Annotated in this window: 18 protein-coding genes; 12 read left to right on the top strand and 6 right to left on the bottom strand. The window is 74.4% G+C overall.

The features are described from left to right. The first annotated feature begins 17 nt into the window (after positions 1-17). From pcaB to pcaC, 3 genes are read left to right on the top strand one after another with little or no spacing between them, the layout of a single operon-like run. Positions 18-1,343 (top strand): 3-carboxy-cis,cis-muconate cycloisomerase, encoded by a 1,326-nt coding sequence (gene pcaB, locus ABC795_RS10320; RefSeq protein ID WP_347057090.1) that lies wholly within the window; start codon positions 18-20, stop codon positions 1,341-1,343. Further along, on the top strand, positions 1,340-2,122 hold the full coding sequence (gene pcaD / locus ABC795_RS10315; RefSeq protein WP_347057089.1) for a 3-oxoadipate enol-lactonase: 783 nt from the start codon (positions 1,340-1,342) through the stop codon (positions 2,120-2,122). Before pcaB ends, pcaD begins: the two co-directional genes overlap by 4 nt. Then, entirely contained in the window at positions 2,119-2,523 is a 405-nt protein-coding gene (gene pcaC, locus ABC795_RS10310; RefSeq protein WP_347057088.1) for a 4-carboxymuconolactone decarboxylase, read from the top strand. The genes pcaD and pcaC overlap by 4 nt, the downstream gene beginning before the upstream one ends. 97 nt (positions 2,524-2,620) lie before the next feature. Here pcaC and ABC795_RS10305 read toward each other — a convergent pair whose 3' ends face one another. From ABC795_RS10305 to ABC795_RS10295, 3 genes are all read right to left on the bottom strand, one after another. Further along, positions 2,621-3,289, bottom strand: coding sequence for a CoA transferase subunit B (locus tag ABC795_RS10305; protein ID WP_347057087.1), 669 nt, complete (start codon positions 3,287-3,289; stop codon positions 2,621-2,623). Beyond that, the gene (locus tag ABC795_RS10300) at positions 3,289-4,107 is read right to left on the bottom strand and encodes a CoA transferase subunit A (protein WP_347057086.1); all 819 of its coding nucleotides are present in this window, start codon (positions 4,105-4,107) and stop codon (positions 3,289-3,291) included. Before ABC795_RS10300 ends, ABC795_RS10305 begins: the two co-directional genes overlap by 1 nt. Positions 4,108-4,265: 158 nt before the next feature. Beyond that, positions 4,266-5,231, bottom strand: coding sequence for a sensor histidine kinase (locus tag ABC795_RS10295; RefSeq protein ID WP_347057085.1), 966 nt, complete (start codon positions 5,229-5,231; stop codon positions 4,266-4,268). Positions 5,232-5,555: 324 nt separating this feature from the next. Between ABC795_RS10295 and ABC795_RS10290 the strand changes: the two genes are divergently transcribed. Beyond that, the gene (locus ABC795_RS10290) at positions 5,556-6,980 is read left to right on the top strand and encodes an NADP-dependent succinic semialdehyde dehydrogenase (protein WP_347057084.1); all 1,425 of its coding nucleotides are present in this window, start codon (positions 5,556-5,558) and stop codon (positions 6,978-6,980) included. A gap of 422 nt (positions 6,981-7,402) precedes the next feature. Next, positions 7,403-8,221 carry a hypothetical protein gene (locus ABC795_RS10285; RefSeq protein WP_347057083.1) on the top strand — a complete coding sequence of 273 codons (819 nt, stop codon included), beginning with the start codon at positions 7,403-7,405 and terminating at the stop codon, positions 8,219-8,221. A 6-nt stretch (positions 8,222-8,227) separates the two neighbouring features. Here the strand turns inward: ABC795_RS10285 and pdxY are convergent, their stop codons facing one another. From pdxY to ABC795_RS10270, 3 genes are all read right to left on the bottom strand, one after another. After that, positions 8,228-9,079: a pyridoxal kinase PdxY gene (pdxY, locus tag ABC795_RS10280; RefSeq protein WP_347057082.1), complete on the bottom strand. Its 852-nt coding sequence runs from the start codon at positions 9,077-9,079 to the stop codon at positions 8,228-8,230. Between the two features lie 67 nt (positions 9,080-9,146). After that, entirely contained in the window at positions 9,147-9,983 is an 837-nt protein-coding gene (locus ABC795_RS10275; protein WP_347057081.1) for an IclR family transcriptional regulator C-terminal domain-containing protein, read from the bottom strand. 86 nt (positions 9,984-10,069) lie between these two features. After that, positions 10,070-11,590: an amidohydrolase family protein gene (locus ABC795_RS10270; RefSeq protein ID WP_347057080.1), complete on the bottom strand. Its 1,521-nt coding sequence runs from the start codon at positions 11,588-11,590 to the stop codon at positions 10,070-10,072. Positions 11,591-11,819: 229 nt separating this feature from the next. Between ABC795_RS10270 and ABC795_RS10265 the strand changes: the two genes are divergently transcribed. From ABC795_RS10265 to ABC795_RS10235, 7 genes are all read left to right on the top strand, one after another. Next, positions 11,820-13,016 carry a CoA transferase gene (locus ABC795_RS10265; RefSeq protein ID WP_347057079.1) on the top strand — a complete coding sequence of 399 codons (1,197 nt, stop codon included), beginning with the start codon at positions 11,820-11,822 and terminating at the stop codon, positions 13,014-13,016. Then, entirely contained in the window at positions 13,013-13,855 is an 843-nt protein-coding gene (locus ABC795_RS10260; protein ID WP_347057078.1) for a citryl-CoA lyase, read from the top strand. Before ABC795_RS10265 ends, ABC795_RS10260 begins: the two co-directional genes overlap by 4 nt. A 10-nt stretch (positions 13,856-13,865) precedes the next feature. After that, positions 13,866-14,837 (top strand): zinc-binding dehydrogenase, encoded by a 972-nt coding sequence (locus ABC795_RS10255; protein WP_347057077.1) that lies wholly within the window; start codon positions 13,866-13,868, stop codon positions 14,835-14,837. 83 nt (positions 14,838-14,920) lie between these two features. Next, a complete protein-coding gene (locus ABC795_RS10250; protein ID WP_347057076.1) occupies positions 14,921-15,784 on the top strand; it encodes a dioxygenase in 864 nt (287 codons plus the stop codon). 205 nt (positions 15,785-15,989) lie between these two features. After that, positions 15,990-16,703, top strand: a complete 714-nt coding sequence (locus tag ABC795_RS10245) for a formate/nitrite transporter family protein (RefSeq protein WP_347057075.1) — start codon at positions 15,990-15,992, stop codon at positions 16,701-16,703. Continuing rightward, positions 16,694-16,840: a hypothetical protein gene (locus ABC795_RS10240; protein WP_347057074.1), complete on the top strand. Its 147-nt coding sequence runs from the start codon at positions 16,694-16,696 to the stop codon at positions 16,838-16,840. The genes ABC795_RS10245 and ABC795_RS10240 overlap by 10 nt, the downstream gene beginning before the upstream one ends. Before the next feature lie 152 nt (positions 16,841-16,992). Continuing rightward, positions 16,993-17,400, top strand: coding sequence for a four-helix bundle copper-binding protein (locus ABC795_RS10235; protein ID WP_347060710.1), 408 nt, complete (start codon positions 16,993-16,995; stop codon positions 17,398-17,400). Positions 17,401-17,429: the final 29 nt, after the last annotated feature.

Here is a 17,429-nt window from a genome sequence, read left to right as displayed (position 1 = left end):
GTGACGGGAACCGCCGCGTGAGCGGCCTCTTCAGCGGGACCTTCGCCCGGGGCGGGGCGGCGGCGGCCGTCTCCGACGCGGGCTGGTTCGACGCCCTGCTGGACGTGGAGGCGGCGCTGGCCCGTGCGGCGGCCGCCACCGGTCTGGTGCCCACCACCGCCGCTGACGCGGTCACCGCGGCGTGCGCGGAGCCGGCCGGGCTGGACCTCGCCACCGTCGTGGCCCGTGCGGCCGACGCCGGGAACCCGGTTCCCCCGCTGGTGCGGGTGCTGCAGGCGGCGGTGGGGGAGCGCGACGCGGCCGCGGTGCACGTCGGCGCCACCAGCCAGGACGTCCTCGACACGGCGATGGTGCTGCTGGCCCGGCGGGCGATCGCGGCGATCGACCGCGACCTCGCGCTGGCCGCCGAGGCCGCCGCCGGCCTCGCCCGCACCCACCGCGACGACGTCGTCATGGGCCGCACCCTCATGCAGCAGGCGCTGCCGACCACCTTCGGCCTCAAGGCCGCGGGCTGGCTCAGCGGCCTGGACGGCGCCCGGCTGCGGCTGGCCGAGGTCGTGGCCACGCTGCCCGTGCAGTACGGCGGCGCGGTCGGGACGCTCGCCGCCTCGGGCGGATCGGGCGCCGTGCTCCGGGCCGCGCTGGCCGCCGAGCTGGGCCTGGCCACCACTCCGGTCCCGTGGCACACGGTGCGGCTGCCGATCGCCGACCTGGCCGGTGCCCTCGGGGCGACGGCGGGCGTGCTGGCGACCGTCGCCGTCGACGTGGTGCTCATGGCGCAGACCGAGGTCGGGGAGGCGGCGGAGAGCGGGGCGGGCCGGGGCGGCTCGTCGGCGATGCCGCACAAGCGGAACCCGGTGGCCGCGATCTCGGTGCGGGCCTGCGCCCGCCGCGCGCCGGGCCTGGTCGCCACCCTGCTCGGGGCCATGGAGCAGGAGCACGAGCGCGCCGCCGGCGCTTGGCACAGCGAGTGGCCGGCGCTCACCGATCTGCTCACCACCGTCGGCTCGGCGGCGGCCTGGCTCGTCGAGAGCCTCTCCGGCCTGCGCCCCGACGTGGACCGGATGTCCGCGACGGTGGCCGCCGCCGGGGATCCCGAGCTCGCCGGGGCCCTCGCGGACGCGCTCACCCCGGTCCTCGGTCGCGGTGCCGCGCACGACGAGGCCGCGGCCGCCGTGCGGGAGGCCGCGGCCACCGGCCGGGCCCTCGCCGACGTGGTCGCCGGCCGGGACGACGTCGAGCTCCCCGACCTGCTCGGCGGCGGACCGGACGTCGGGGAGGCCGGCGCCCAGGTCGACGCTGCGCTTGCCGAGCACGCCCACCTCACCGAAGGAGCCCGATGACCGCCGTCGCCGTCTCGTACACCGTCGACGGGCCCGCCGACGCGCCCGTCGTCGTCCTGTCCAACTCGCTGGGTGCGACCCGGGCGATGTGGGACCGGCAGGTGCCCGCGCTCGCCGAGCGCTTCCGGGTGGTCACCTACGACACCCGCGGGCACGGGGAGTCCCCGGTACCGCCGGGCCCCTACTCGCTGGACGACCTCGCCGACGACCTCGTCGCCATCCTGGACGAGGTGGGCGCGGAGCGGGCGCACCTCGCCGGGCTGTCGCTGGGCGGCATGACCGGCATGCGCCTGGCCGCGCGCGAGCCGCAGCGGGTGCACCGGCTCGCGCTGCTGTGCACCTCCGCCCTGCTGGGCCCCCGCCAGAACTGGCTCGACCGCGCGGCGACGGCCCGGACCGAGGGCACGGGCGTGCTGGCGCCGACCGTCGTCAGCCGGTGGGTGACCCCGGGCTACGCCGCAGACCACCCCGACGTCCTCGCCGGGCTGCGGGACATGGTCGCCGGCATCGACGGCGAGGGGTACGCGAGCTGCTGCGAGGCGATCGCCGACATGGACCTGCGCGCGGACCTCCCGACCATCGCCGCGCCGACCCTCGTCGTCTCCGGGGCGGAGGACCCGGCGACGCCGCCGGAGCACCAGCAGGCCATCGTCGAGGGGATCCCGGGTGCGCGGCTGGTCACGGTCAGCCCCGGTGCGCACCTGGCCAACATCGAGCAGCCGCTGCAGGTGACCGGCGCGCTGCTCGCCCACTTCGACGCCGCAGGAGACACCCGATGACCGAGCTGCCCGACACCGACCGGGCACGCCGCGAGGCGGGGATGCGCACCCGCCGCGAGGTGCTCGGCGACGCCCACGTCGACCGCGCCGTCGCCGGCACCACACCGTTCACGGCCGGGTTCCAGGACTTCATCACCCGGGTGGCCTGGGGCGACGTGTGGCAGCGACCGGGTCTGGCCCGCCGCGACCGCAGCCTCATGACGCTCTCCATCTGCATCGCGCTGCGGCACTGGGACGAGTTCGCGCTGCACGTGCGGGCGGCCGTGAACAACGGGCTGACCGACGAGGAGATCGGCGAGGTCATCCAGCACGCCGCGGTCTACGCCGGCGTGCCCGCGGCCAACCACGCCTTCAAGGTCGCCGGCCCGATCCTCGAGGAGCTCCGCACCACCGGGACCTGACCGCCACCGGCCTGCGTGCCGCAACGGCGTCGGGGCTGCTGATCGCTGGGTCACCGCCGTCCCGATCCGGACGACGGCGACCCGACCTCCGGCGCCGTCAGACGGCAGCGGGCAGGGGCATCTCGCGGAGGTCCTCGGCGACGGTGAGCGGCGCGCCGGTGGCGGCCACCACCTCGTCGGCGGTGACGCCGGGAGCGGTCTCCCGCAGCACCAGGCCCGAGTCGGTGACGTCGATGACGGCGAGGTCGGTGACGATGCGGTCCACGCAGGCCTTGCCGGTCAGCGGCAGGGTGCACTCGTCGACGATCTTGGGCGAACCGTCGCGGGCGACGTGCTCCATCATGATGATCACGCGCTTGGCGCCGTGGACGAGGTCCATGGCACCGCCCATGCCGTTGACCATCTTGCCGGGGATGAGCCAGTTGGCGAGGTCGCCGCGGGGGTTGACCTGCATGGCCCCCAGGATGGCGACGTCGAGGTGCTGGCCCCGGATCATGCCGAACGACAGCGCGGAGTCGAAGAAGCTGGCGCCCGGCAGGACGGTGACGGTCTCCTTGCCGGCGTTGATCAGGTCGGGGTCCTCCTCGCCCTCGAAGGGGTAGGGCCCCACGCCCAGGACGCCGTTCTCCGAGTGGAGGACGACGTGGACGCCGTCGGGCACGTAGTTGGGCACCAGGGTGGGCATGCCGATGCCGAGGTTGACGTAGGAGCCGTCCTCCAGCTCCAGCGCGACACGGGCGGCCAGCTGCTCGCGGGACAGGGACATCAGGCTGCTCCTCCGGTCGCTTCCTCGCCGGCGGCGGCCGGCGCGGCGGTGTCGGCGGTGCCCGCCGCGGGGCGGGGGCGGGTGGTGCGCCTCTCGATCCGCTTGCCCTCCGGGCCGACGACGACGACGCGGTCGACGAAGACCCCGGGCAGGTGCACGTCCTCGGGCAGGATCTCGCCGGGTTCGACAAGCTCCTCGACCTCGGCGACGGTGACGCGAGCGGCCATCCCGGCCAGCGGGTTGAAGTTGCGCGCCGACTCGTGGAACACCAGGTTGCCGTGCCGGTCGCCGACGGCGGCGCGGACCAGGCCGTAGTCGGCGGTCAGCGCGGTCTCCAGCACGTACTGGCGGCCGTCGAACTCGCGCACCTCCTTGGGTGCGCTCACCTCGGTCACCGTGCCGTCGGGGGCGTAGCGGATCGGGATGCCGCCGTCGGCGACCATCGTGCCCACGCCGGTCGGCGTGTAGAAGGCGGGAATGCCGGTGCCGCCGGCGCGCAGCCGCTCGGCCAGCGTGCCCTGCGGGGTCAGCTCGACCTCCAGCTCACCGGAGAGGTAGAGCCGGGCGAGCTCCTTGTTGCCGCCGACGAAGGAGGAGATCGTGCGGCGGATCCGCCCGGCGTAGAGCAGCACGCCCAGCGCCTGGTCGTCGACCCCGCAGTTGTTGGAGATCGTCGTCAGCCCGTCGGTGCCCTGCTCCAGCAGTGCGTCGATCAGCGCGAACGGCACCCCGCACAGCCCGAACCCGCCCACCGCCAGCACCGAGCCCGGTTCGATGTCGGCCACGGCCTCCCGGGCGGAGGCGACGACCTTGTTCACCGGCGGGCCAACTCGACGGGGACGGTGTTCCGCCCGCGGTACGCGCGTGTCCGATCCACCACAGTGCTCCCATCGCTCGCCGACTGCCGCGCCCAGTATCGCCGTCCGCGATCGCACCGCGGGCCCGGGGGCTCCACGGGCCGGAAGTTCCGGCGGGATCAGCGGAGAACGGTGGTCAGCCGGACGCTGACGCCGCCGTCGCCCGGGTGGTGCTCGCCGCCGGCGATGTCGACGTGGTCGCACAGCTGGCGAGCCAGCCACAGCCCCATGCCGCCGTGCGAGAGGTCCTCGCCGTGCGCGGGGCCGTAGCCCGCGAATGGATCGTCCCAGCCGGGTCCGCCGTCGCTGATCGTGCACACCATGCGGTCCGGCGCGGTCCAGAGCCGGAGGCTCACCGGCGGCCGCCCGTGGCGGACGGCGTTGGAGGTCATCTCGTCCACGGCCAGGAGGAAGTCCTCGACCACGTCGGCGGAGGCCGGAACGGCGGCCAGCTCCGCGGCCACGGCGTGCCGCAGGCCGATGAAGTCGGCGACGTCGGCGGCGGCGAAGCGCGGGGGCGTGCGCTCGAGCGGCTCGGCGGGCACCGGGAGCGCGCGGAGGTACTCGGCCGGATCGGTGTACCCGCGGTTGGGCGTGCGCCCGGCCGGGGTGACGACGTGGGGGTGCGTGCGGATGGCGGACGCGAGCACCGGCTCGGGCGAGTGCCGGGTGTCGAAGGCGCAGACACCCCACATGTCCCACCCGCGCAGCGCCTCGTTGATGACCGACTCGTACCGCTCCCACTCGAGCCACTCCCGCTCGGTGCGCCCGTAGTCCAGCTCGCCGACGACGCGGACCCGCGGGGCCCCACCGGCGGTCTGCTGCTGGGCCAGCCGGCGGAAGGCGGTGATCGCGGCCGGCGTGCGCTGCTGGTAGGCCTCACCGCGGTCGAGCACCAGCAGTCGCGGATCGCCGTCCAGGGCCTCGCGCAGCGCGGTGGCGCCCTCGGGCGACGCCGCCACCACGGCGGCCTCGCCGGCGTCCAGCCCGGCACGCAGGAAGGGGGCGGCGGTGGCGACCAGCTGGTCGGTCGAGTCGTACAGGAGGGCGTCGTGCGGAAAGCCCCCGGCGGGGGGATGTCCCACCCCGCCTGCTGCCGTCCACTCCACGTGCACCCCTGCCTGTTGCGTCCGCCGCCCCGGACCGATGCTCCACGGTAGGCCCTCGCCGGGGATCGGTCAGCCGCAGGTGCTCCCTCCGCCACTCGCGACCCACAGGTGCCGGAAGCCGGTCGCGGCCGACGGCACCGGACCGCACCCGCGAGTGCCGGGTGCCGGCGACCGCGGCGATGCCGCAGCCGACCAGGTGGCGGGCGCTCAGCGGACCGAGGCGGCGCAGGGCACCTGCCGGCCGCCGGTTTCACCTGCCTGCGTCCGGGCAGGGGAGAGCACACCAGGAGGGAGAGAACCATGGCCATCGCCACGATCAACCCAGCCACCGGGGAGACGCTCAAGACCTACGAGCCGCTCACCGACGAGGCCCTCGAGGACAAGATCGCCCGGGCCGCCCAGGCGTTCGCGAGCTACCGGCTGACCACGCCGCAGCAGCGGGCCGGCTGGTTGTCGGCCGCCGCCGACGTCCTGGACACCGACGCCGACTCCGTCGCCGAGCTCATGACCACCGAGATGGGCAAGACCCTCGCCTCGGCGAAGGCCGAGGTGGGCAAGTGCGCGAAGGCGCTGCGCTGGTACGCCGAGCGCGGCCCGGCCTTCCTCGAGCCCGAGGACAAGGACGCCGCCGCCGTCGGCGCCGAGCGGGCCTACGTCGTCCACCAGCCGCTCGGCGTGGTGCTCGCGGTCATGCCGTGGAACTTCCCGCTCTGGCAGGCGATGCGCTTCGCCGCCCCGGCGCTGATGGCCGGCAACGTCGGCCTGCTCAAGCACGCGAGCAACGTGCCGCAGACGGCGCTGTACATGGAGGAGGTCTTCCGCAAGGCCGGCTTCCCCGACGACGTCTTCCAGACCCTGCTGATCGGCTCGTCGACCGTCGAGAAGGTGCTGCGCGACGACCGGGTCATGGCCGCGACGCTGACCGGCAGCGGCCCGGCCGGGCAGTCGGTGGCCGCGATCGCCGGTGACGCGCTGAAGAAGACGGTGCTGGAGCTGGGTGGGTCGGATCCGTTCATCGTGATGCCCTCGGCCCATCTGGACACCGCCGCGGAGGTGGCCACCACGGCCCGCAACCAGAACAACGGGCAGAGCTGCATCGCGGCGAAGCGGTTCTTCGTGCACCGCGACGTGGCCGAGGAGTTCACCCGGCTGTTCGCCGAGAAGATCGGGGCGCTGACCGTCGGGGATCCGACGGACGCCGACACCCAGGTGGGCCCGCTGGCCACCGAATCCGGCCTGCAGGACGTCGAGGACTACGTCGAGGACGCCCGGAGCAAGGGCGCCACGGTGGTGGTCGGCGGGCAGCGGCTGGACCGGCCCGGCTGGTTCTACGCCCCCACCCTGCTCACCGGGGTCACGCCGGAGATGAAGGTGCACTCGGAGGAGGTCTTCGGACCCGTCGCCGCCCTCTACACCGTCGACTCGCTCGACGAGGCCATCGAGATCGCCAACAGCCACGTCTACGGGCTGGGGTCGAACCTCTGGAGCGAGGACGAGGACGAGCGGGCGCAGTTCGTCCGCGACATCGCCTCCGGCATGGCGTTCATCAACGGGATGACCGCCAGCTATCCGGACCTGCCCTTCGGCGGCATCAAGCAGAGCGGCTACGGCCGGGAGCTCACCGAGCTGGGCATGCGGGAGTTCATGAACGCCAAGACCGTGTGGGTCGGCGGCCCCAGCAGCGGGCAGGCCAAGGGCAGCACCGCCGGCGCCGCCGCCGAGTGATCCCCGCAGCACCGCCGCGGGCATGCGTGCTCGGCGCAGGCGAAGGGTCCATCGGCGGGCACCCGACCGCGCGGTCCGGGCGCCGGCTGGTCGAGGGGGTGGTGCTGGGGCGGGGACAGCGCCACCGGTGGCCGGGCACTCGACGAGCCCTCCTCGCCGGCCGGGACCGGGCGATCGATGGCGCGCTCGGTCATGACTGACTCCGGCAGGACCAGCCCGCCTCTTCGAGCCCTTCCTCACGACCAGGCCGGTCGGTCAGGGCACGGGGCTGGGCCTGGACGTGTTCGTGGTGGATCGTCGTCGAGCGCCACGGTCGGGACGTCCGGGTGGCGTCCGTGCGGGGGACGCGCGCTTCCGGGTCATGCTGCCGGTGACCGAGCCGACAGGTGCCGCCGGCTGACCGGTCGGGGACAGTGGAGGGCGTGTTCGACGTCGACTGGATGGGCCTGCTGACCCGCGAGGTGCTGCGCGAGCGCGGCGTCGCGCTGATCGCCGAGAGCTGCGCGTGGGCCGTCGGGCTCTCCGACCGCCCGCACTACCGGCGCCGCTCCGGCCGGATCGTGCCCAGCGGGCTGACGGTGGGGGAGCGCGCGGCCAACGGGCAGCCGCTGGGCAGCGAGGAGGACGGCCGGGTCGACCTCGAGGACGCCCGCCCCGGCAGCTTCCAGGACGCGCTCACCATGATCGGCCCGGACGGCCGGCTCGAGGCCGAGCGGTTCGACGACGAGGTGCTCGTGCCCTTCGTCACCGAGACCTGCCGGGTGGCCGGTGAGCGGGCGCGCACCACCCGCCGGGCGGAGTGGGCCGAGCTCGCCGAGGACCTGGGCGAGGAGCCGGCCGACGTCGGGGACGTCGTGCGCGCCGGGGGCTGGGAGGCGCCGCTGCGCATCGACGCCGAGCACCTCGTCCTCGCCGCGCTGCGCGACGTCCCGCTGATCGAGGTGGAGGCCGAGGGCCTGCCGCTCTCGCTCGTCCGCGCGGCCGAGGCGGCGACCCGGGCGGCTGCGCCGGCCCCCGCCCCGACTCCCGACGAGGGCCTGGCGGGGGCGCTGTTCCTCGCCCGAGCGGCCCTGGAGGACTCCGGCTGCGCGGTGCCGGTCCCGCCGGCCGAGGCGGACCTGCTCCTCGCCGCGCTGGGGGACGCCGGCCTGGAGCCCGACGAGGTGACGGGCGTACTGCCGCACCTGCCGGTCGAGGAGCCGACGATCACCCGGATCGCGGCGACCCTCGCCGGGCGCTGAGCCGGGTCAGACCTCCTCGACGGGGAAGGTGCGCGACGGGGCGACGAACTCCTCCTGCGCGGCCACCAGCAGGATCTCGCGGGAGCGGGCGTCCTCGGTGCGCTGGAGCAGCCCGAACACCGACGCCGCCGCCCGGCCCAGCGCCTCGGCCGCCGAGCGGGTGTCGAGCCAGTGCGCGAGGAACAGAGCGGCGATCGCGTCGCCGGCGCCGTTGACCGACACGCCCAGCCGGGGGGTGCGGACCCGGAAGTGCCGTCCGTCCTCCGACGCCAGCAGGTCCACCGCGTCGTCCGGGGTGTCCTCGGTGACCAGCGAGGTGGTGAGCACCGCCCGGGGGCCGAGCGCCTGCACTGCGGCGACGGCGTCCTTGACCGAGGCCAGCGAGCGGGTGGCCGTGCCGGAGAGCAGGTCGAGCTCGTAGTGGTTGGGCGTCACGACGTCCGCGGCGGGGACCGCGACCTCGCGCATAAACTCCTCGATGCCCGGCCGCACGAAGACGCCGCGGCCGACGTCGCCGATGACCGGGTCGCAGCAGTAGACGGCCTGGGGATTGGCCCCCCGCACACGGGCCACCGCGCCGACGACGGCGTGCCCGATGTCGGCCGACCCGAGGTAGCCCGAGAGCACGGCGTCGCAGCTGCCCAGCACACCGCGCTCGGCCACGCCCTGCACCAGCTCATCGATCGACTGGCCGTCGTAGACCCGGCCCCGCCACTCGCCGTAACCGGTGTGGTTGGAGAACTGCACGGTGTGCACCGGCCACACCTCGATGCCGAGGCGCTGCAGCGGGAACACGGCCGAGGAGTTGCCCACGTGCCCGTAGGTGACGTGCGACTGGATGCTGAGGACGGCGGTCACGGAGGGCACCCTGGCACACGGCCGTCACGGTTCGTCGACATCGGGGCGAGGAGGTAGTCGCGCGCCGTCAGGCCGAGGCCGTGTCGTCGCCGGCGGTGCCGTGGGGCGAGACCTCGGTGTGCGGCCGGGCCTGCCACACCGCCCACTCGGCGCTGACGTCGCCCGCCGTCCGCAGCAGCAGCGGCAGGTGGTCGCGCAGGAGGCGGTCGGTGGACGTCTCCGCCGCGTGCACCGTCACGTTCATCGCCGCGCGCACCACGCCGGCGCCGTCCCGGACGGGGACCGCCACCGAGCGCACGCCCGGGGCCAGCTCCTCGTCGGCGAGCGCCCAGCCACGGGCGCGCACCTCGGTCAGCTCGGCGCGCAGCTGCTCGGGCGACCGGCCGATCATCGGTGGCAGGCCGGCCCGGCTGCGCTGGGCGAGGGTGTCGGCCAGCTCATCGGGCGACAGCGCCGCGAGCAGCACCTTTCCCTGGGAGGTCTGGGTGGCGGGGAAGCGGGTGCCGATGTCGACGCGGAGCGCGATCAGCTTGGGCACCGACACCCGGGCGACGTAGACGATGTCGGAGCCGTCGAGCTGCGCCATCGACGAGGACTCCCCGGTGCGGGCGACCAGGTCCTCCAGGTGCGGTCGGGCGATGTCCCACAGCCCGAGCGCACCCACGTAGGCCATCCCGAGGGTCAGCACCTTGGGGGTGAGGGAGAACGTCCCGTCGCGGGACCGGACGAAGCCGAGCTCCTCGAGGGTGAGCAGCAGCCGCCGTGCGGTGGGCCGGGCCAGCCCCGCCCCGGCGGCCACCTCGGTGAGCGACATGGTGGGGGAGTCGCGGTCGAAGCAGGCGAGGACGTCGAGCCCCCGCGCGAGCGCCTCGACGAAGTCGGGCCCGGTGCCGCGCCCTGCCATGTCCGTGGTCCTCTCCTCGGTGCCGGTGGAGGGCGGTCCCGCGCACCCCGCTGCCGGATGTGCGCGGGACCGCCGGCCCGGACCGCTCAGTGGTGGCTGGTCGGCTGCTCGCCGGCCGGCCGCTCGGTGGCCAGGTGGTCCTCGAACACCTGCTCACGGGCGGCGTGCGTGCCGTGTGACTTGTAGTCGGTGTACTGGTACGGATTGTCCAGCACCTCGGCGTCGGGCAGGTCCGGGTACATCCCGCCGGTCCACGCGTCCTCGCCCATGGCGCCGCGCAGGTGGTCCACCGTCGACTCGACCTCGCGCCGCACCGCCGCCAGGTCGACGTCGACCAGGCGGTGCGCGTGCTTCACCACCCGGCCGTCGACCAGGACGGTGTGCACGTCGCCGCGCTGGGCCTGGAAGGCGACGTGGCCGAACGGGTTGAGCATCGGGAAGGAGACCGGGGAGGCGTCGTTCTTGATCAGCACGACGTCGGCCTTCATCCCCGGCTCCAGGCTGCCCAGGTCGTCGCGGCCCAGCGCCAGCGCCCCGCCGCGGGTGGCCCACTGGACGACGTCCTGGGCGCGCAGCTGCAGGTGGGTCACCGTGTCCCCGGTCAGGTGCGCCTCGAAGTGCTCGCGGGAGCGGTCGGCGCCCAGCGTGGTCCGCATGGCCGAGAAGAGGTCGCCGCTCCACCAGACGCTGGTGTCCATCGACAGCGAGACCGGGATGCCGTGCGAGCGGACCTGCCAGGTGGGCGGGTAGCCCTGGCCGGCGCTCTGCTCGGACTCGGTGGACACCGAGATCGATCCGCCGGTGGCGGCGATGCGGTGGTAGGAGTCCGGGGTCAGGGTCGCCGCGTGGACGTACACCGTCTCGGGGGTCATGAAGCCGTGCTCGTGCATGAGCCGGATGCCGTCGTCGTTGGTCGCGCCCCACACCCCGGCGTGCGTGGTGACCGGCAGGCCGAGCTCGCGGGCGACCTCGAACGCCGCCTTCTCCGGGAAGGCCGGGTCACCGGTGACGTCGAAGGCCAGTTGCAGACCGAGGCGGTCGTCGGCCGCGTCGCGGTGGCGCGCCAGGAACGCGCGGACCGCCGGGTCGGCGGTCCACTCCCACGGTGCGGCCTGGATGTTGCCGTAGGCGAGCACGAAGCGGCCCGGTACCGAGCGCAGCGCCGCGACGGCGGCCTCGGCGTGGTCGACGGTCTGCAGGCCGTGGGACCAGTCGACGGTGGTGGTGACCCCCGACTCGAGGGCCTCCAGCGCCGACAGCCGGTTGCCCGCGGCGACGTCCTCGGGCCGGAACTTCTTCCCGTGCTCGAGGTAGTACCAGACGAAGTACTGGGTCAGGGTCCAGTCGGCGCCGTAGCCGCGCATCGCCGTCTGCCACATGTGCCGGTGGGTGTCGATCATCCCCGGCATGACGATGCCGCCGCGGGCGTCGATCTCCTGGGTGCCCTCGGGTACCTCCAGGGCAGGCCCGACGCCGGCGATCCGGTCGTCGACGACCAGGACGTCGGCGCGGTCGAGCACCGTGCAACTGCTGTCCATGGTCAGCACGGTCCCGCCGCGCAGGACCACCGGCCGGCCGAACACCGGAGTGGGCTCGGACTGGGTCATCGTCTCCTCCTGGACGTCGTCGTCTCATCGCCGGACGGGCGTCCGCAGAATGGACAGACCGTGCGACCTGCGTCACCTTCGCCGTTCGGGCGCCGAGTGTCAACAGCGGGCCGAGGGGCCGCCCGAGCCGCTGCGCTGCGGTTGACAGGCGTCACGAGCCCGGCAGAGACTGCGACGACGAGCGCGGACAGTGGTCCGTGTAGGGCTTGTGAGGAGTGGCGAACCGCAGATGAGCGCTGACACGACGGACCGGGCGAGCACCGCAGCGGCGGCCCCGGGGCCCCTCTCCGGGCTCCTGGTGGCCGACTTCTCCCGCATCCTGGCCGGTCCGTACGCCACCATGCTGCTCGCCGACCTCGGCGCCGAGGTGGTCAAGGTGGAGGGGCCCACCGGCGACGACACCCGCACCTGGCAGCCGCCCGTGCGCGAGGGCGTCTCGACCTACTACATGGGCGTCAACCGGAACAAGCGCTCGGTGGCCCTGGACCTCAAGGACGACGCAGACGCCGACGCCGCCCGCGAGCTGGCCCGCCGCGCCGATGTGGTGGTCGAGAACTTCAAGCCGGGCGGCCTGGCGCGCTTCGGCCTGGACTACGACTCCGTCGCCGCGACGAACCCCGGCGTCGTCTACGCCTCGATAAGCGGTTTCGGCAGCGGGCCGAAGGGTGCGCCGCTGCCCGGCTACGACCTCATCGTGCAGGCCATCTCGGGGTTCATGAGCCTGACCGGCGACACCGACGGCTCGCCCTACCGCGCCGGGGTCGCCCTCTTCGACGTCATGGCCGGGCTGCACGCCACCATCGGCGTGCTGTCGGCTATCAACCACCGCCACGCCACCGGGCAGGGGCAGCACATCGAGGTCAACCTGCTCTCCTCGGCGCTGTCCGGGCTGGTGAACCAGACCAGCGCCTACGTCGCCGGGAACGTGGTCCCGTTCCGGATGGGCAACAGCCATCCCAGCCTGTTCCCCTACGAGCCGCTGCCCTGCGCCGACGGCGACCTGATCATCACGGCGGGGAACAACGGCCAGTTCCGCCGGCTCGTCGAGGTCCTCGGCGTGCCGGAGCTCGCCGACGACCCGCGGTTCGGCCGCAACGAGGACCGCACCGCCAACCGGGACGAGCTCCGCCCGCTGCTCGTCGAGCGGCTGCGCACCCGCAGCAAGCTGGAGTGGTTCCGCGACATCATCGCCGCCGGCGTCCCGTGCGGGCCGATCAACACCATCGACCAGGGGGTGGCCTTCGCCGAGGAGGTCGGCCTGGACCCGGTGGTCCGCGTGGGGGAGGGGGCGGCGGCCGTGCCGTCGGTCCGCAACCCGATCACCTTCTCGCAGACGCCGCCGGCCTACCGGCTCCCGCCCCCGGGTCTCGACGAGCACGGCACAGAGATCCGCCGCTGGCTGGCCGCTGCCGAGGAGACCCGGTGAGCGACGAGCGACCCGGCTACCCGACCGCGCTGGGCGCCTCCAGCCTGGACAAGATCACGCTGCTCGGCAGCGACCTGGCCGGCGACGTCATGGGCCGGGTGGGCTTCGGCGAGCTGGCCTTCTGGCTGGCCACCCAGCGGCGCCCCAGCCAGGGGGAGACCCGCGTGTTCGAGGCGGTGCTCGCCGCGCTGGCCGACCACGGCTTCACCCCGACCGCGATCGTCACCCGGCTGACCTACCTGTCGGCCCCCGACTCGATCCAGGGCGCCCTGGCGGCCGGCCTCCTCGGCGGCGGCTCCCGGTTCCTCGGCGTGACGGAGGACTGCGGCCGGTTCCTGCACGACGTCCTCGCCTCCGTGGACGGCGACCTCCCCACCGACGACGCCGGCTGGGACGCCCTCGCCCTGGCGACGGTGACCGCGCAGCGCACGGCCAAGCGGTTCGTCCCGGGCCTGGGCCACCACGTGCACAAGCAGGGCGACCCGCGCACGCCCCGGCTGTTCGAGATCGCGGCCGAGGAGGGGCTCTACGGCCCCCACCTGTCGCTGTTCGCCGCCATCGGGCGGGTGCACCGGGAGGTGCTCGGCAAGCAGCTCCCGCTCAACGGCGCCGGTGTCTGCGGTGCGGCCCTGGCCGATCTCGGCCTGCCGCTGGAGCTGCTCCGCGGCTTCGCGCTGCTGGCGCGGACCGCCGGGCTGATCGGCCAGCTCGCCGAGGAGCTGCGGCACCCGGTCGCCAACGAGGTCTTCCTGTCCGTCGACCTCAACAACCGGCCGGTGGACCCCGATCCGTTCGTCCCGCCGCCGCTGCCGGTCGCCGGCGACGGCGCGCCGGGCTGAGGCGCCGGCCGTGCGCGCCGCCGTCCTGCACACGCCGGGGGAGGCCCCGGAGTTCCGCGAGCATCCCGATCCCCAGCCCGGACCGGCGTCGACGGTCGTCCGGGTGACCGCGGCCCCGCTGGTCCCGCTGGACCTGCTCTGCGCGTCGGGCACGTCCTACTTCGGGCGCCCCGCCGTGCCCTACGTCCCCGGGGTGCAGGGAACGGGGGTCGTGGAGAGCGGGCCCGGTGCCGCGCCCGGCACCCGCGTTTGGTTCAGCACCGCCGCCGGCATGGCGCCGGGGGACGGCAGTCTGGCGCAGCGGTGCGCGGTCGCAGCCGACGACCTCGTGCCGGTGCATGCCGACGTCCCCGATGCGGCGATGGCCGCCCTCGGCCTGTCCGCGGTCGCCGCCTGGATGTCGCTCACCGGGCGCGGCGGGCTCCGCCCGGGCGAGCACGTGCTCGTCCTCGGCGCCGGCGGCGCGGTGGGCCAGGCCGCGGTGGCCGCGGCCCGGATCCTCGGTGCGGGCCGGGTGGTCGCGGGCGCCCGGTCGGCGACGGCGCGCGAGCGCGCCCTGGCCGCCGGCGCCGACGCGGTCGTCGCGCTGGACGGCGAGACCGGCACCCTCGCCACCCGGTTCGCCGACGCCGCCGGGGGGCGCCTGGACCTCGTCGTCGACCCGGTGTTCGGGCCGGCCGCCACAGCGGCCGCCCAGGCCCTCTCGCCCGGCGGGCGGCTGGTCAACCTCGGCGGCGCGGCCGGGGACTCCGCGGAGTTCTCCTCCGCGGGGCTGCGGTCGAGGTCGGCGTCGGTGCTCGGCTACACGAACAACGCGCTCACGCCGGCCCAGCGGGCCGACGCGGTCACGGCCATCGCCCGTGAGGCCGCTGCGGGCCGCATGGCCGTGGCCCACGAGGAGCTTCCGCTCGCCGACGTCGCCGCCGCCTGGCGCCGGCAGGCGACCGGCGACCCCGGCGTCCGGCTCGTGCTGACGCCCTGAACGAGCACGACCCCGCGGGAGCCGCGGGGGCGAGAGGTCGCGCGGCCGGGGCACCGGCCGCGCCGGACGGCAGGAGGATCGGCGTGCAACTGGTCACCGAGGACAACATCACCGAACTGGCGGCGGAGCGGTGGGCGACCGCTCGCGATCCGCGGCTGGCCGAGGTCATGACGGCGCTCGTGCGGCACCTGCACGACTTCGCCCGCGAGGTCCGGCTCACCGAGGCCGAGTGGATGGCCGCGATGCAGTGGCTCACCGCCACGGGGAAGATCAGCACCGAGAAGCGCGAGGAGTTCATCCTCGCCTCCGACGTGCTCGGCCTGTCGATGCTGGTCGTCCAGATGAACCACCGGCTGGACCCCCGGGCCACCCCGGCGACGGTGCTCGGCCCCTTCCACATCGAGGGCTCCCCCGAGCTGGGTTTCGCCGAGGACATGTCCGACGGGCTGCCCGGGGTGCCGCTGTTCCTGCACGGGCGGGTGACCGACCTCGACGGCGCCCCGGTCGCCGGTGCGGTCCTCGACGTCTGGCAGTCGGACTCGGAGGGGTTCTACGAGTCGCAGCTGGCCGAGGTGGACGAGGCCCGGCTGCGCGCCAAGTACACGACCGGGCCGGATGGCGAGTACTGCGTGCGCACGATCGCGCCCCTGGGCTACTCGATCCCGATGGACGGCCCGGTCGGCGACCTGGTCGCCCGTACCGGCATCAGCCACTTCCGGCCGGCGCACGTCCACTTCCTGATCAACGTGCCCGGGTTCGAGCCGCTCATCACCCACCTGTTCCAGGAGGGGGCGCAGTACCTGGACAGCGATGTCGTCTTCGGCACCAAGCAGGAGCTGGTCACCTCCTTCGACGCCCGGGAGCCGGGCCGGACGCCCGACGGCGGATCCCTCGACGTGCCGTGGTTGGAGTCCCGGTACGACTTCGTGCTCCAGCGCCAGGGCTGACCGGCCGCGCCGGTTCGGTGCGGTCACTGCACCGAACCGGCGCCGGGGGCCGATGCGGGGTCGGGACGCAGGCGCGGTCCGTTGCAGCCGCTGTAACAATCCGCGTCGCGGGTGCCACAGCGCCGGTTCCCGTCCTCGGTTTGCCGCCGGGCCGACCCGGCGGGAGGCTGCTGTGGTAAGCAGGCACCACCCCGAGGAGGCGACCATGGCGGCTCGTGAACCGCAGGAGATGGCCCAGGTAGCGGCCGCGACCGGTGCCAAGAAGGTGCACCGCACGTGGGACCGGGTGCTGGTCAGCGCCTTCCTCGCCGGCGCCTACATCGCCTTCGGCGGGCTGGTGGCGATCACCGTCTCCTCGGGCCTGGACCCGGCCACCTGGGGCACGCTGCCCACGCTCTTCACCGGTGCGGCCTTCACCCTCGGCCTCGTGCTCGTGCTGATCGCGGGCTCCGACCTCGCCACCGGGAACATGCTGCTGGTCCCCTTCGGCGCCATGAACGGCAAGCTCGGCCTCGGCGACGTCGCCCGCAACCTCACGCTGGTGCTCCTGGGCAACCTGGCCGGGGCGCTGCTCGTGGCCTACTTCCTCGCGGTGCAGACCGGGGTGATCGGCGACGCGGACGCGACCGGTGCCGCCGGGCTGACCCACGAACGGCTGGTAAGCATCGCCGAGGGCAAGGCGCTGGGGGAGACGCCGTGGCAGACCTTCCTGCGTGCGGTCGGGTGCAACTGGCTGGTCTGCCTCGCCGTGTGGATGTCGCTGGCGGCGACGACGGTCTCGGGCAAGATCCTGGCGATCTTCTTCCCGATCATGGCGTTCGTGGCGATGGGCTTCGACCACGTGGTCGCCAACATGTTCTTCCTCCCCGCGGCGATCTTCGCCGGCGTCGAGGACATCGGCTGGGGGACGTGCTCCTGAACTGGCTGCTCGCCGGGGTCGGCAACCTGGTCGGCGCGGTGGTGTTCGTGGCGACGTCGTACTGGTACCTGTTCCTGCGCGAGACGCCGGGCACCTCGGCGGAGGCCGACGCGGCCGAGCCCGCGGAGCGGGCCTGACCGGGGCCTCCCGCGCCACCCGGTCGGCCGGAGCGCCGTCACACAATCGTCATGGTCGATGGTGTGCCCGCCGCGGGCGCGGGGTAGGGCGTCCCGCGGCGAGAGCCCCGGACGTGACCGCGCACCGGGCCGAGACCGTGAAGGAGTCCGACGTGACCGTCGCCGCGCAGATGCTCGACACCTACCCGAAGGACCTGGGCGGGGTGGACAAGCAGAAGCTCCTCGAGTGCATCGAGGCCTGCTTCGAGTGCGCCCAGGCGTGCACCGCGTGCGCCGACGCCTGCCTCAGCGAGGACATGGTCGCCGAGCTGACCAAGTGCATCCGCACCAACGCCGACTGCGCCGACATCTGCGACACCACGGGGCGCGTGCTGTCCCGGCACACCGGCTACGACGCCAACCTCACCCGGGCGGTCCTCGAGGCCTGCGCCGCCGCGTGCAAGGCCTGCGGCGACGAGTGCGCGCAGCACGCCGAGATGCACGAGCACTGCCGTGTCTGCGCCGAGGCCTGCCGCCGCTGCGAGACGGCGTGCCGGGAGCTCATCGCCAGCCTGGGCTGACCACCGTGCTGCACGTCTGGAACGAGTCC

This window comes from Blastococcus sp. HT6-30 (assembly GCF_039729015.1).
In the GTDB taxonomy this organism is placed as follows: Bacteria; Actinomycetota; Actinomycetes; order Mycobacteriales; family Geodermatophilaceae; genus Blastococcus.
The sequence above is the reverse complement of the archived record's forward strand: the minus strand, read 5'-3'. Positions and strand labels throughout refer to the sequence as shown.